Source organism: Maricaulis maris MCS10 (assembly GCF_000014745.1).
In the GTDB taxonomy this organism is placed as follows: domain Bacteria; phylum Pseudomonadota; class Alphaproteobacteria; order Caulobacterales; family Maricaulaceae; genus Maricaulis; species Maricaulis maris_A.
On the sequence record NC_008347.1, the window covers coordinates 2321079 to 2335677 of the forward strand.

Consider the following 14599-nt stretch of genomic DNA (forward strand, 5'->3'; position numbering starts at 1 on the left):
ATACCGTGCGGGATGATCCACGCCTTGGCGTGGATCAATTATCCAGGAAACTCCGCAGCTTCCGAGACCGGCTCGGATGCTTGAGCTTCCTCAGCGCCTTGGCTTCGATCTGGCGGATGCGTTCGCGGGTGACCGAGAATTGCTGGCCGACTTCTTCCAGCGTGTGGTCGGTATTCATGCCGATGCCGAAACGCATGCGCAGGACGCGTTCCTCACGCGGGGTGAGGCTGGCGAGGACGCGGGTCGTGGTTTCGCGCAGATTGGCCTGGATGGCGGCATCGATCGGCAGGACGGCATTCTTGTCCTCGATGAAATCGCCCAGATGGCTGTCTTCCTCATCGCCGATCGGCGTTTCAAGGGAGATCGGCTCCTTGGCGATCTTCATCACCTTGCGCACTTTTTCCAGCGGCATGGCGAGCTTTTCGGCCAGCTCTTCCGGGGTCGGTTCGCGACCGATTTCGTGCAGCATCTGGCGGCTGGTGCGGACGATCTTGTTGATCGTCTCGATCATGTGCACCGGGATACGGATGGTGCGCGCCTGGTCGGCGATCGAGCGGGTGATCGCCTGACGGATCCACCAGGTGGCATAGGTCGAGAATTTGTAACCGCGGCGATACTCGAATTTGTCGACGGCCTTCATCAGGCCGATATTGCCCTCCTGGATCAGATCCAGGAATTGCAGGCCGCGATTGGTGTATTTCTTGGCGATGGAGATGACGAGACGCAGATTGGCCTCGACCATTTCCTTCTTGGCCACACGGGCCTCGCGCTCGCCCTTCTGGACGGTGCGGACGATGCGGCGCAGGTCTTCGATCGGCACGCCGGCGCGCTGGGTGAGGTCGGCGAGATCATCACGGATCTTGCCGGCATCAACGCCTTCGCGGTCGATGAAGCGGGCCCAGGCCTTGGAGGTGGACGCCATCGAGGTCGGCCATTCCGGGTTCAGCTCATTGCCGAAATAGCTGTCCATGAACTGGGCGCGCGGCACGCCATGGGCGTCGGCCATGCGCAGCAGCTTGCCTTCCAGCGCCATGCGTTCCTTGTTGATCGCATAGAGCTGTTCGACCAGCGCCTCGATCCGGGCATTGTTCAGGTGCATCGTGTTGAGATTGGTCACGATGGCGTTCTGGAAGCCCTCGTATTTCTCACGCGACTGCTTGGTCAGGTCCTTGCCCTCGATGCGGGCGGCAACCAGCTTGTCCTGGAGCTTGCGGAAGGCGGCAAAATCGGTGGCGATGGAATCGAGTGTCTCCATCACGCCATCGCGCAGTTCGGCCTCCATGGCCGACAGCGACAGCGAGACACCGTCTTCATCATCATCGTCATCATCATCGCTGGATGATGTTTCACCGTCTTCTTCATCGTCATCGCCGGACTTTTCCGACTTCTTTTCGCCATCCTCGCCGTCGTCCTCGTCATCGGATTCGGGTTTCGGCGTTGTGCCACCGGCCGGCGTCGGGGTTTCGCCCTCGCCCGTACCGTCGGCGTTTTCATCGTCATCTTCAGCAGCCTCGGCCTGCTGGCCGCCATAGGTGGCGTCGAGATCGATGATGTCGCGCAGAAGGACCTGGCCCTCCTGCAGCTCGTCGCGCCAGACCATGATGGCTTCGAAGGTCAGCGGGCTCTCGCACAGGCCGCGGATCATCGCATTGCGACCGGCCTCGATGCGCTTGGCGATGGCGATTTCGCCTTCGCGTGACAGGAGCTCGACCGAACCCATCTCGCGCAGATACATGCGGACCGGGTCATCGGTGCGATCGGCGGAGGACGGGGTGTTGAGACCGGTGACGGCTGTCTTGGAGGCGCCGGCCACAGCACGGCTGTCGCTCTCCTCCTCGTCATCACTGTCTTCCTCATCATCATCCGATGATGTGGTGGCCGCGGAGGCTGCGCCTTTGGCCGGCTTCGGCGTTTCGGCGGAGTCGTCGTCCACATCGCTGTCATTGTCGACAACATTGATGCCCATCTCGGACAATTGTGCGAGCACGTCTTCGATCTGCTCGGACGAGAATTCCTCGCTCGGCAACACCGCGTTCAGCTCATCATGGGTGACATAACCGCGCTTTTTGGCGGTCTTCACCATGTTCTTGACGGACTGGTCGGTCAGGTCCAGCAGCGGACCGTCCGAGTTTTCCGTCGCGTCGTTGGCTTCAGCCGATTTGCTCATCTAATCGTCCCTTGTCGCGCCGCCCACGGGGCGCGCAATCAGAATTATACGCATCAGGATGATTCTGAACGAGAGCTTTCATGCCGGTAGGCGTCAACTACCTGCCGAAAGCGTTCCGAATCCGCCTGCTTGAGTTCTTCGTCCAGACGGGCGCGCGCCTCATCACGACGTGTCTGTGCTTCGCTTCGTTCCATATAGGCGTGAGCCAGCCTCATCCAAGCCTTAGCCCTCACCTCTGGAGACGCCTCCATACCGCCCAGTTCCGCTCGCATGGGTCTGCGCTCACCGTCGAGCCGCTTTATCTCTGCCGCGTATCCGGCATCGGCCAATTCGGCCCTTAGCGTGTCGGTCTGCACAAACTGCCCAGAAGAGCAGGCGTCTAGAACGGCGTCGCGCAGCCTGTCAAGCGATCCCAACCGCAAAAGCGCGAGGGTTTCGACCTGCGAGGCGGCGATTTCCGGGTATTCCATGGCAGCAACCAGCAGCAGATGTCCCAGCCGCGCGGTTGGATCGGCCTGTCTGGACTGCTTGTTGCGCAGCTCCGCCGTGGCCCCCAGCGCCACGCCCTTGCCCGGCTTCCACGGTCCGCGCTGACCGCGCTGCCCCGACTGCGGACGAGCACCGAACAGGGCATCCATGCGCTGGTCGAATTCGCGCTTGTACTCCTCGCGGATATCGCCATCGGTAATCTGGCTGACCAGCGCCCGGATGCGACGACGGAAGCCGGCCCGGCGGTCGGGGTCATCCAGCGGCTCGACCAGGACCTCGCGCTCCCAGATCAGATCGGCCAGCGAGCGCGTCTCGCGGAACACGGCGCGCAGGGCGTTGGCGCCCTCCTCGCGCAAAATGTCATCCGGGTCCTTGCCATCGGGCATGAAGGCAAAGCGCAGCGTCTTGCCCGGCTGCAGCAGCGGCAGCGCCCGGTCGGCGGCCTTGAACGCCGCGGCGCGGCCGGCACTGTCACCGTCCAGGCACATGACCGGCTCACCACCGGCACGCCAGAGCAGCTGTATCTGCTCTTCGGTGATGGCGGTTCCCAGCGGGGCAACACCGTGCTCCAGCCCGGCGCGCGACAGGGCGATCACATCCAGATAGCCTTCGGCGACGATCAGGCCGCGAATATCCTGTTTGGGATCGGACGCCGCCTTGCGGGCTTCCGGATAGCGATAAAGCACCGAGCCCTTGTGGAAAATCGGGGTCTCCGGCGAGTTGAGATATTTGGCCCGCGCCTCTTTCGACAGGGCCCGCCCGCCAAAACCGACCAGGCGATTGCGCGGATCATGGATCGGAAAGGTGATGCGGTCGCGGAAGCGGTCATAGGGCGAGCCGCTATCGGGTTCGATCAACAGGCCGCACTCGATCAGGTCGGAGACCGGCGCCCCGGCGGTGACCAGCTCGTCCTTCAGCGCCGTCCGGCTATCCGGCGCATAGCCGATGCCATAGCGGACACAATCCTCGCCGGTCAGGCCACGCGATTTGAGATAGAGGCGCGCCTCCTCGGCCTGCGGCGACCGCAGGGCGCGCAGGAAAAAGGCCTGGGCGCTCCCCATCCACTCGACGAGGGACTTGCGATGCTGGGTCTTTTGCTGGCTCTCCGGATCCGGCTCGGGCAGGCGCAGCCCCGCCTCACCGGCCAGACGCTCGGCCGCCTCCATGAAGGACAGGCCCTCCATCTCTTCGAGCCAGGTGAAGATGTCGCCATGCTTGCCGGAGGCAAAACAATGATAGAAGCGCTTCTCGTCATTGACGAAAAACGAGGGCGAGCGTTCTTTCTTGAAGGGTGAGAGGCCGACGAATTCGCGGCCCTGGCGCTTCAGGGGAACCGAGCGGCCAATGAGGTCCGACGGGCGCACACGCGCCTTGATCTCGTCGATGAAGTCCTCATTGAGACGCATGACCGTCGAATACCCTGTGACCGCGACCCGCCCCACACAGATCAGCCGTGCATGATGCGCGCGAAAGCCGCGCGCGTCACGTCCTCAATCCGCGACCACCATCGGGCCGCAAAAGGTGTCGGGATCAGGCTGACGCCAGCAGGGTCTTCACCTTGGCACCGGCCTTGGCAAAATCCATGCGACCGGCATAGCGCGACTTCAGCTCGCCCATGCAGCGGCCCATGTCCTTGAGACCGGTGGCGTCAAGCTCACTGACCACGGACTGGGCGGCATCGGCGATCTCGCCATCATCCATCGGCTTGGGCAGGTATTCGCGGACGATGGCGGCTTCGTCGCGCTCGGCTTCAGCGAGGTCGAGACGGCCGGCCTTCTCATAGGTCTCGGCGCTTTCCTCACGCTGCTTCACCAACTTGGTAAGCAGGGTCATGATTTCGGTGTCGCCACAGCCGGAACAACGGTCTTCCGCGCGGGCGGCGATATCACGATCCTTGATGGCAGCCGAGATCAGGCGAAGCGTCGACAGACGCGCCTTGTCCTGGGCCTTCATGGCCGTTTTCATATCCGTAATGATGCGTTCGCGAAGCGACATGATGGCAATCAAACCTATCCGGGCGCCATGGGAGGCGCTTTGTGACGGGGTCTCCGGGGAGAAGAACCTGTCGATTGCACGCGATCGCGTGCCAATTGTTTCGAACAATGCCGGGCCTTTTGTTGATGGCAACTCGCGTGAGCGACATTTGCCCCCGAAACGAGGGGCCGGGAATTATTCCGTTGGCGGCGAAGAATCAAGCCCGTTTGTAAATCGTGATCGAATGTCCGGTTTGCATATTCGACGCTCACCACCACAAATCAACCGTCTTCGGGCCGGGGGCCGGTGTCATACCCCCAGGCTCTGGTACGATTGCACAAGGGCTCACACGACGGATCGGACAGGGCCAACTCATACTTGCGCCCGCGCTCGCAGGAGCGTGTGCAGAGCGGCCGGGTGACCGGATCAGCGCCGGGCCTCAAAATCCGGCCTCGTGCCCGCTCGGTCTCGAAAAAAGTGCCTGCCCGTCTTCCCATTCGAGGCCGAGCATGGACATCACCGGGGCGACCTCTGACCGCAGATCATCGCTCAGCGCTTCATGCCTGACTTCAGCGAGCCACGGCTTGCGCCAGGTCACAAACCGATCCCAGTGATCGAAACAGGCCGCATGAAAATTGGCGATTCGCTCGAGCCGGGCGCGCAGGTGGCAGAACCGACCTGTCGCGGCGACGCTGGGCTATTGACCCGACCCGCGTTAGAGACTAGCAGAGCGCCCGTTTACCCGCCCCTCGCCGCCAACCGATTCCGGTCGGCTCCGACGCGCCCAGCCAGATGCTTGGAGAATAGCCATGACGTCCACGCCGACCCCCACACCGACCGGCGCGCTGGCTCTGGCCGATGGCAGCGTCTTTTTGGGCCATGGCACGGGTGCGACCGGCATCGCCCTGGGCGAAGTCTGCTTCAACACCGCGATGACCGGGCACCAGGAAATCCTGGCTGACCCGTCCTATGCCGGCCAGGTCGTCTGCTTCACCTTCCCCCATGTCGGCAATGTCGGCGCCAACGGGGAAGACGAGGAAGCCGCCTCGCCGCAGGCCCGCAAAGCGGCTGTCGGCATGATCGCCCGCGCCAAGATCACCCCGCCGGCCAGCTGGCGCGCCGATACAACTTTCGAGGAATGGCTGTGCACGCGTGGCATTGTCGCGCTGACCGGCATCGACACCCGCGCCCTGACCCGCAAGATCCGCGAAGGCGGCATGCAGATGTGCGCCATTGCCCATGACGCTGCCGGCAATATCGACATTGAGGCCCTCAAGGCCGCCGCTGCCGGCGCGCCGACCATGGAAGGCCGCGAACTGGCCGCGGACGTCGCCCGCACCGAGGGTGGAGACTGGACCGAGGGCAATTGGACACTGGGCGAAGGCTATGCGGTCGGGCCGGAAGACGGACCTCGCGTCGTGGTGCTCGATTATGGCGTGAAGGCCAATATCCTGCGCCTGCTGACCGGGGCCGGTGCCCGCGTCGCCGTGCTGCCGGGCAAGGCCTCCATCGACGATATCAAGGCGCTCAATCCCGATGGCGTCGTCGTCTCCAACGGTCCGGGTGATCCCGCCGAGACCGGCAAATACGCCCTGCCGACGATCAAGGCCGTGCTCGACGCCAACATCCCGACCCTGGGCATCTGCCTCGGCCACCAGATGCTGGCGCTCGCCATTGGTGCCAAGACGGCAAAAATGCCCCAGGGCCATCACGGCGCCAATCACCCGGTCAAGAACCACGAGACCGGCCAGGTCGAGATCGTGTCGATGAATCACGGCTTCGCCGTCGACGGCACCACATTGCCCGCCAATGCCGCGGAGACCCATGTCTCGCTGTTCGACGGCTCCAATTCCGGCTTCAAACTGACCGACAAGCCCGTCTGGGCCGTCCAGCACCACCCCGAAGCCAGCCCCGGCCCGCAGGACAGCTTCGGCGTGTTTGACCGGTTTGTGGGTGAGTTGAAGGGGCGGGTTGAGGCCTAGGCAAACAAGCCCCCATCGACCGTAGATCGATTGAAAGCTCGCGCAATGCGCAAAGCTGGCCATACACCACTTGGCGGCATTCAGCCGTATCCGGATTGTCAGCTCAAGGGTGAAACCGCGAAGCGGCCGCTGCGCGGCCCTTGACCTGACAATCCGGATACGGCGCGCTGGCTGGCAAGTGGCCTATGGCTGGGTCTGCGCTGCGCGCCGCATTTCAAACATGAACTCGTACTTTCACTGGACAACCCCGACACAAATCGCGCCATCATGGCGCGATGCTCAACCGACGCACCCTTCTCGCCGCCACCGCCGCCACATCGCTCGCCGCCTGTGGGCGCGCTGGCCCGCCGTCTGATCTCCTGCGCGTTGCCACCAGCGGCCTGCCGGACAGCCTAGATCCCGCCCGTGGTGAGTTCGCAGCCGCGGCGCTGGTCTACAAGCAGATCCATGCCGGCCTGACCGAGTATGCACCGGACGGATCGGTTGGGCCGGGACTGGCGGAGAGCTGGTCGGTCGATGAGAGCGGCCTCGTCTGGACCTTTCGGTTGCGCGAGGGGCTGATGTGGTCGGATGGCCATCCGCTGACAGCTGAAGATGTGGCCTGGTCGGCCCGGCGCATTGTCGATCCGACCCAGAGCTTTGCCGTTCTGGGCGATTTCTATGCCGTCACGAATGCGCGGGCGATCCATGCCGGTGATATGGCGCCGGACCAGCTCGGCGTGAGCGCGCCAGATGATCGCACGGTGGAATTCCGGCTCGACACGCCGCTGGGCCTGCTGCCCACCCTGATGCGCGAATTCTACCCCTTCCCGCGCCATGTCATCGAGCGTGTCGGGCTGGACTGGGTCCGCCCCGAACACATCGTCACGGCGGGCGCCTATACGGTGACTGCCGAGAGCCAGATGAGCCTCGATCTGGTGCGCAATCCCCGCCACTACGCTGTGGAACAGGTTTCCATCCCGGCCATCCGCATCGACGGCGTGCGCGAGGATGCTACCCGCATGCGCCTGTTCCGCGCCGGCGATTACGACCTCGCCGACCGGCCGCCGGCCAACCAGATCGACTATTGGCGCGAGCGGCTGGGCGATCAGTTCCAGAGCTTCGACGCGCCGATCCTGCGCTATCTCAAGGTCAATCATGCGCGGGCGCCGCTGGAAGATGTGCGGGTGCGACGCTTGTTGTCGCGGGCCATCGACCGCGACTTCCTGGCCCACGAGTTTTATGCCGATACGGCGGCGGCCACGGAGTTTGTCCTGCCAGGCGGCGTCGTTACCCACTCCGAATTGACCCCGCAGGCCGGCGGCGTCTCCAGACCGCTCCAGATCCGTACCACGACCGGCGAAGGCGAGCGCCTCGCCGTGGCGATCAGCGACGACTGGGCGCGCTTCGGGATCGAGACCGAGTTGCTGGTCAGCTATCCTACCGACCTCTACCAGGCCGTCGATACGGGTGATTTCGACATCGCCATTGCCAGCTTCAATCGCGGTCTGAAGTCCGATCCGTTTTTCATGCTCGACCCGTTCGCGCCGGACGGGTTTGCCGCCAATTTCAACTGGGATGACGAAATCTTCGCCGAGCTGATGGCCGCGGCCCGGCGCCAGAATGAACCGGGCGCCCGCGGCCAGCTCTACCTGGCGGCCATGGCGCGCATCCACGACCAGATGGCGGTCATCCCGCTCCTTCACGAGCGCGCTCACTGGCTGGTCGGCGAGCGTGTCATCGGCACACGGAGAGACATACAACCAATGTTGTGGCGGGATCTGGAGTTGATCGATGGCTGACCTGTCACATGCGCTGAAGGAACGCTGGCACGCGCAGATGACCGCACTCGGCTGGAAGCCCGGCGACACGGAAATCGCCGGCATCCTGTCCGCCTACAGCGAACCCCATCGCCGCTATCATGGCCTGTCGCATCTGATCTATATCTTCGACCGGCTCGACGGCCTGCACGACACGCTGACCGAACCGGCGCGGGTGTGGATGGCGGCTTGGTATCACGACATCCTGTACGACACCCATCGCAAGGACAATGAGGCCAGGAGCGCCGACCGGGCGAGTGCCGAATTGCCTGGTCTCGGTGCCGATCCCGGCCTGGTCGGGCGGGTGGATGCGTTGATCCGGGCCACCGCCAGCCATCAGGATGGTGGGCGGGACAATGATGACGCCCTGTTTCTCGACGTCGACTACTCCATCCTAGGCGCTCCAGAGGATGTCTATGACCGCTATGCCGAGGGCGTGCGGGACGAATATGGCTGGGCACCCGGCTTGCTCTACCGACAGGGCCGGCGTGCCTTCCTCAAGGACGCCCAGGCGGCAGAACGCACTTTCCTGACGGATCAATTCGAAACTGAACTCGACGACAAGGCCCGCGCCAACATGCGGCGCGAATTCCTGGCACTGGGCGGCAAGCTCTAGTCCGGCAACCGCCTGAATTCGAACAACTCGCCCGGCTGGCAGTCCAGCGCGTCGCAGATCGCGATCAGGGTGGAAAAGCGGATGCCCTTGATCTTGCCGGTCTTGATCATGGACAGCGCCTGCTCGGACACGCCGATGCGGTCGGCCAGCTCCTTCGAGCGCACCTTGCGACGGGCCAGCAGCACGTCGAGATGGACGATGATTTCTCCAGGAAGCCCGGGGGGCAGGTCGGGGTCGGCGGTCACAGGATCAGCTCCAGCTCCTCATGCCGCTTGCGCCCCTCGGCGAGGATGAAGGCGATCACGAAGAACAGCAACGCCGCGCCGATGGCTTCCAGATTGCCGGAACCGAGCGAAATCTCCAGCGCGTTCGGGACGTGTGGATTGCTGACGGTGAGATAGACGCCGGTCAGGGTATGTTCGAGCGGCTGCCACAGCGCTCCCACCAGGCTTGCCAGGGCGAACTGGCGAAAACCGATCACGGCATCGGCGGAAAAATACCGGCCCTGCATGGCTTGCCGGAACAGGGTCCGCAAATTCAACAGGCCATAAACCGTGATGGCGATGCCGATCGTCGACAGGCCGGCAGCGCCCAGCCGCACAGGCCAGACATACCAGCCCAGATCGCCGCCCCCGAAACCGCCGCCCGGTGCCGGTTGAGCGGCAATTCCCGAGATATCGGGAAACAGCCACATGCCCCAGACAATGATCGGCAGCAGGCCGGCCAATAGCGTCACCGCCCACATCATGAACTGGCTCAACCCTCTGATGTGGCGGTCGGACCGGGTGAGATCGGGACTGGTTTCAGACACCATTTCAGTTCCTGAATTAAAGTTTAACTTGAATTTATAGCGATCTTAGTTGAAGGGTTGCCCATCGGCAATCGGAAGCCCCACCGTGATCAACCCAACCCCCAGCCGTCGCGGTATATGTCTGGCCACCCTCGCAATGATCCCGATCCTCACGCCGGGATCCGCTTGGGCAGCTGCTTCCGATTGCCGACCCGGCCTGCGCTATGACGGCCCGCCCCTGATGAGCCCGCCAGCCGGGCTGGATCAGTTGCCACGCCCGTCGCGATCACTCGCAACCGCGACCGACCCCGGTTTCATCGCCGTTTTGGAAGGCGCGGCCGACAGGATTGCGGCCCACGCGCCGGCCCTGTCCCTCGCCATCGCGCATCCGGAATTGGGACTGTGGCAAAGCGTCCGTGGCACATCGCCCGGCAACCGCTTTGCAGCGGCTTCGATCGGCAAGTCGATGACGGCGGTTGTCATTTTCCAGCTGGCTGACGAAGGCCGGTTGCAGGCGAGTGATACCCTTGATCGCTGGTTTCCCGACCTGCCGTCGTCAGGCCTGGTCACACTCGATCAGCTGCTCACCCATACCTCGGGGTATTTCCTGCCCGCCACGGCGCCCCTCGGCGGCCCTTACACACCGCCCGAACGTGATTTCGAACGCCTGCGAGACACTGGCCCGGTCTTTTGCCCGGGCACCAACTGGGCCTATTCCAATGTCGGATATCAATTGCTGGGACGGGTCATCGAAGCGGTTGACGGACGCCGCTATGGGGACAGCCTGCAGGCCCGGATCCTGGAACCGCTCGGACTGGATGCCACCCATGTCCTGCAAGCGGGCACGCCCGATCCGTTGATGGTGACCGGCCATACAGGCGGCGAGCCGGTCGGCCCGGTAGATTACGCGACACCCTTTGCCGCCGGACCGGTCAGCAGCACGGCCGGCGATCTGGTGCGCTACTGGTCCGCCCTCCTGGCCGCCCGGATCACCTCCACGGCCGCACTCACACGCATGACCCAAGCGCTTTACCCGATGTTCGGACAAGCCAATGCCGCCTATGGCCGCGGCCTGCAGGTCTCGCAGGTCGAAGGGCCGGGCCTGCTGGTCCACCACTCAGGCGGCGTCACCGGATTTACCGCCGGTGTCGCCTGGCTGGCCGAGGATGATCTGATCATCGCCGCCATGACCAATGACCGCGACGTCCCGGCAGAAGCTGCGATCTGGTCGCTGACCCGGGCCCTGCGCGACGCCTGAACCGCTCGCGAAGCCATCAATTATGAGCCGGAATAAGTACGTCATTTCAGACCGTTGCCGGGAATGCACCGATTCACACAGTTTACCTCTCGCCATGACGCCGATTCCGCGATAGGTACCCGCTTCAGCACTAAAACTGATCGCTCGCACGGCACTCCGTACCCGGAAGGCCGCGACGAGCGCGCGCGCATGACAGACACGCCGCGACAAGCACGAGACGGGAAAAGAAGGCCACGCCCATGCCCAAACGCAATGACATCCAGTCCATCCTGATCATCGGCGCCGGTCCCATCGTCATCGGACAGGCCTGCGAATTCGATTACTCAGGAGTTCAGGCGGTCAAGGCGCTGAAGGCCGAGGGCTACCGGGTCATCCTGGTCAATTCCAACCCGGCCACCATCATGACCGATCCGGAACTGGCCGACGCGACCTATATCGAGCCGATCACGCCGGACATGGTCGCCAAGGTGATCGAGAAGGAACGCCCGGACGCCCTGCTGCCGACCATGGGTGGCCAGACGGCACTGAACTGCGCGCTCGAACTCGACAAGCGCGGTGTGCTGGACCTGTTCGGGGTCGAGATGATCGGCGCCAAGGCCGATGTCATCGACAAGGCGGAAAACCGCGAACGCTTCCGCGACGCCATGGACAAGATCGGCCTGGAAAGCCCGCGCTCGCGCACGGTTCACTCCATGGCCGAAGCCGAAGCGGTGATGAGCGAGATCGGCCTGCCGGCCATCATCCGCCCATCCTTCACGCTCGGCGGCACCGGTGGCGGCATCGCCTATAATGTCGAGGAATACCGTCATATCTGCGGCACCGGGCTCGACGCTTCGCCGGTCGACGAGATCCTGGTCGAGGAATCCATTGTCGGCTGGAAAGAGTTCGAGATGGAGGTTGTCCGCGACAAGGCCGACAATTGCATCATCATCTGCTCGATCGAGAATGTGGATCCGATGGGCGTTCACACGGGCGATTCGATTACTGTCGCCCCGGCCCTGACGCTGACCGACAAGGAATACCAGATCATGCGTACGGCCTCGATCGCCGTGCTGCGGGAGATCGGTGTCGAGACCGGCGGGTCGAATGTTCAATTCGCCGTCAATCCGGCTGACGGCCGCATGGTCGTGATCGAGATGAACCCGCGCGTGTCCCGCTCCTCGGCCCTGGCCTCCAAGGCGACCGGCTTCCCGATCGCCAAGGTCGCCGCCAAGCTGGCCGTTGGCTATACGCTCGACGAGATCGCCAATGACATCACCGATGGCGCCACCCCGGCTGCCTTCGAGCCGACGATCGACTATGTCGTCACCAAGATCCCGCGCTTTGCCTTCGAGAAATATCCCGGCGCCGAAGCCAAGCTGTCGACCTCGATGAAGTCTGTCGGCGAAGCGATGGCCATTGGCCGGACCTTCCAGGAAAGCATGCAAAAAGCCCTGCGTTCGATGGAAACCGGCCTGACCGGGTTCGACGAAATCGAGATTCCCGGTGTCGAGGATGCCGCGGACCTGGACGCCCGCAAACAGGCTGTCCGTGCCGCACTCGCATTGGCCACACCGGACCGTCTGCGCGTCATCGCCCAGGCCTTCCGCGAAGGGCTGACGGTTGACGAGGTCGAGCGCGCCTCCCTGTATGAACCCTGGTTCCTGCGCCAGATCGCCGAACTGGTGACCACCGAAGAAGACATCGCCACGCTGGGCCTGCCTGATACCGCCGAGGCCTTCCGCGATCTCAAGGCGATGGGCTTTTCCGACGCTCGCCTGGCCAAGCTGGTCAAGGTCGAAGAGGGCGATATCCGCAAGGCCCGCCGCGCCCTGGGTGTCCGCCCGGTGTTCAAACGCGTCGATACCTGCGCCGCCGAATTCTTCGCCGCGACGCCCTATATGTACTCGACCTACGAATTGCCGGCCTTTGGTGGCCAGACCGATTGCGAAAGCAATCCGACGGATGCGAAGAAAGCGATCATCCTGGGCGGCGGACCGAACCGGATCGGCCAGGGCATCGAGTTCGACTATTGCTGCTGCCATGCCGCATTTGCGTTCGGCGAGATGGGCATCGAGTCGATCATGGTCAACTGCAATCCCGAGACCGTCTCGACCGATTACGACACCGCCGATCGCCTCTATTTCGAGCCGCTGACCATCGAGGACACGCTCGAGCTGATCGAGACCGAGCGCCAGAACGGCACCCTGCTGGGCGTGGTCGTCCAGTATGGCGGGCAGACGCCGCTCAAGCTGGCCAGCGAACTGGAAGATGAAGGCGTGCCGATCCTGGGCACCGCGCCCGACGCCATCGACCTCGCCGAAGACCGCAAGCGCTTCAAGGACCTCCTGGACAATCTCGGTCTCAAACAGCCGCCCAATGCCATTGCCTCCTCGGACGCCGAAGCGCGCACCGCGGCCGAACAGCTTGGCTTCCCGCTGGTCCTGCGCCCCTCCTATGTGCTGGGCGGCCGGGCCATGGAAATCATCCGCGAGATGGACAGTTTCGAGCGCTATATCCGCGAGGCCGTCAATGTCTCCGGCAAGTCGCCGCTCCTGCTCGACCGCTATCTGACCGACGCCGACGAAATCGACGTCGACGCGATCTGCGACGGCACCGATGTCTGGGTCGCCGGCGTGATGCAGCATATCGAGGAAGCCGGCGTGCATTCCGGCGACAGCGCCTGCTCGCTGCCGCCCTACAACCTGTCCGACGAGATGATTGCCGAACTGAAGGCCGAAACCGTCGCCATGGCCAAGGCCATCGGCGTGAAGGGCCTGATGAATGTCCAGTTCGCGGTCAAGAATGGCGAGATCTTCGTCCTTGAGGTCAATCCGCGCGCCTCGCGCACCGTGCCCTTCGTGGCCAAGGCCATCGGCCAGCCGGTCGCCAAGATTGCCGCCAAGGTGATGGCCGGAACGCCGCTCAAGGAGTTCGGCCTGAAAGTGCCGGCGCCAAAACATATCTCGGTCAAGGAAGCGGTCATGCCCTGGTCGCGCTTCCCGGGCGTTGATCCGGTCCTGGGACCGGAAATGCGCTCGACCGGCGAGGTCATGGGCATCGACACCTCTTTCGAGGCCGCCTTTGCCAAGGCCGAACTGGGGGCCGGCATCGCCCTGCCGCGCAAGGGCGCGGTCTTCATCTCGCTGAAGGAAGGCGACAAGGCCGCGATGATCGAGCCGGTCCGTGTCCTGAAAATGCTGGGTTTCACCATCCTCGCGACCGGCGGCACGGCCAGCACATTCGAAAATGCAGGCATTCCGGTGACCCGGGTCAACAAGGTCTTTGAGGGCCGACCGCACATTGTCGACGCCATGAAGAATGGCGAAGTGCAGTTGATCTTCAATACGACCGAAGGCCGCCAGTCACATCTGGACAGCTATTCCATCCGCCGTTCTGCCCTTGAAGCCCGCATTCCCTGCTACACCACCGCTTCCGCCGCCCGGGCCGCAATTGCATCGCTGCGCCGGATTGATGAGGGAGCGCTTGAACCGCAGGCGCTGCAGACCTACTCTTGATGGTCAATAAAGCGGAGGCTAGCCTGT

The 14599-nt window shown here is 63.5% G+C and carries 10 protein-coding genes; 5 read left to right on the forward strand and 5 right to left on the reverse strand.

The annotated features are described in order from the left end of the window. Positions 1-34: 34 nt before the first annotated feature. From rpoD to MMAR10_RS11060, 3 genes are all read right to left on the reverse strand, one after another. Positions 35-2167 (reverse strand): RNA polymerase sigma factor RpoD, encoded by a 2133-nt coding sequence (rpoD, locus tag MMAR10_RS11050; protein WP_011644066.1) that lies wholly within the window; start codon positions 2165-2167, stop codon positions 35-37. Between the two features lie 53 nt (positions 2168-2220). Beyond that, positions 2221-4062 carry a DNA primase gene (gene dnaG / locus MMAR10_RS11055; RefSeq protein WP_011644067.1) on the reverse strand — a complete coding sequence of 614 codons (1842 nt, stop codon included), beginning with the start codon at positions 4060-4062 and terminating at the stop codon, positions 2221-2223. Between the two features lie 124 nt (positions 4063-4186). Beyond that, positions 4187-4651 carry a GatB/YqeY domain-containing protein gene (locus MMAR10_RS11060; RefSeq protein WP_011644068.1) on the reverse strand — a complete coding sequence of 155 codons (465 nt, stop codon included), beginning with the start codon at positions 4649-4651 and terminating at the stop codon, positions 4187-4189. A 788-nt stretch (positions 4652-5439) separates the two neighbouring features. On the opposite strand from MMAR10_RS11060, the gene carA reads away from it, so the two are divergent. The 3 genes from carA to MMAR10_RS11075 all read left to right on the forward strand — a co-directional run bounded on the left by carA (position 5440) and on the right by MMAR10_RS11075 (position 9027). Next, positions 5440-6612, forward strand: a complete 1173-nt coding sequence (carA, locus tag MMAR10_RS11065; RefSeq protein ID WP_011644069.1) for a glutamine-hydrolyzing carbamoyl-phosphate synthase small subunit — start codon at positions 5440-5442, stop codon at positions 6610-6612. 275 nt (positions 6613-6887) lie between these two features. Then, entirely contained in the window at positions 6888-8393 is a 1506-nt protein-coding gene (locus MMAR10_RS11070; protein WP_011644070.1) for a peptide ABC transporter substrate-binding protein, read from the forward strand. Further along, positions 8386-9027 (forward strand): hypothetical protein, encoded by a 642-nt coding sequence (locus MMAR10_RS11075; RefSeq protein ID WP_011644071.1) that lies wholly within the window; start codon positions 8386-8388, stop codon positions 9025-9027. The genes MMAR10_RS11070 and MMAR10_RS11075 overlap by 8 nt, the downstream gene beginning before the upstream one ends. Here MMAR10_RS11075 and MMAR10_RS11080 read toward each other — a convergent pair. Together MMAR10_RS11080 and MMAR10_RS11085 are read right to left on the reverse strand one after the other, a co-directional pair. Continuing rightward, positions 9024-9272, reverse strand: coding sequence for a helix-turn-helix domain-containing protein (locus MMAR10_RS11080; RefSeq protein WP_011644072.1), 249 nt, complete (start codon positions 9270-9272; stop codon positions 9024-9026). The genes MMAR10_RS11075 and MMAR10_RS11080 overlap by 4 nt on opposite strands. Further along, complete coding sequence (locus MMAR10_RS11085; RefSeq protein ID WP_011644073.1) at positions 9269-9841, reverse strand: DUF2975 domain-containing protein; 573 nt, start codon at positions 9839-9841, stop codon at positions 9269-9271. The genes MMAR10_RS11080 and MMAR10_RS11085 overlap by 4 nt, the downstream gene beginning before the upstream one ends. Before the next feature lie 133 nt (positions 9842-9974). On the opposite strand from MMAR10_RS11085, the gene MMAR10_RS16335 reads away from it, so the two are divergent. After that, complete coding sequence (locus tag MMAR10_RS16335) at positions 9975-11075, forward strand: serine hydrolase domain-containing protein (protein WP_011644074.1); 1101 nt, start codon at positions 9975-9977, stop codon at positions 11073-11075. Positions 11076-11314: 239 nt separating this feature from the next. Then, on the forward strand, positions 11315-14572 hold the full coding sequence (gene carB, locus MMAR10_RS11095; protein ID WP_011644075.1) for a carbamoyl-phosphate synthase large subunit: 3258 nt from the start codon (positions 11315-11317) through the stop codon (positions 14570-14572). Positions 14573-14599: the final 27 nt, after the last annotated feature.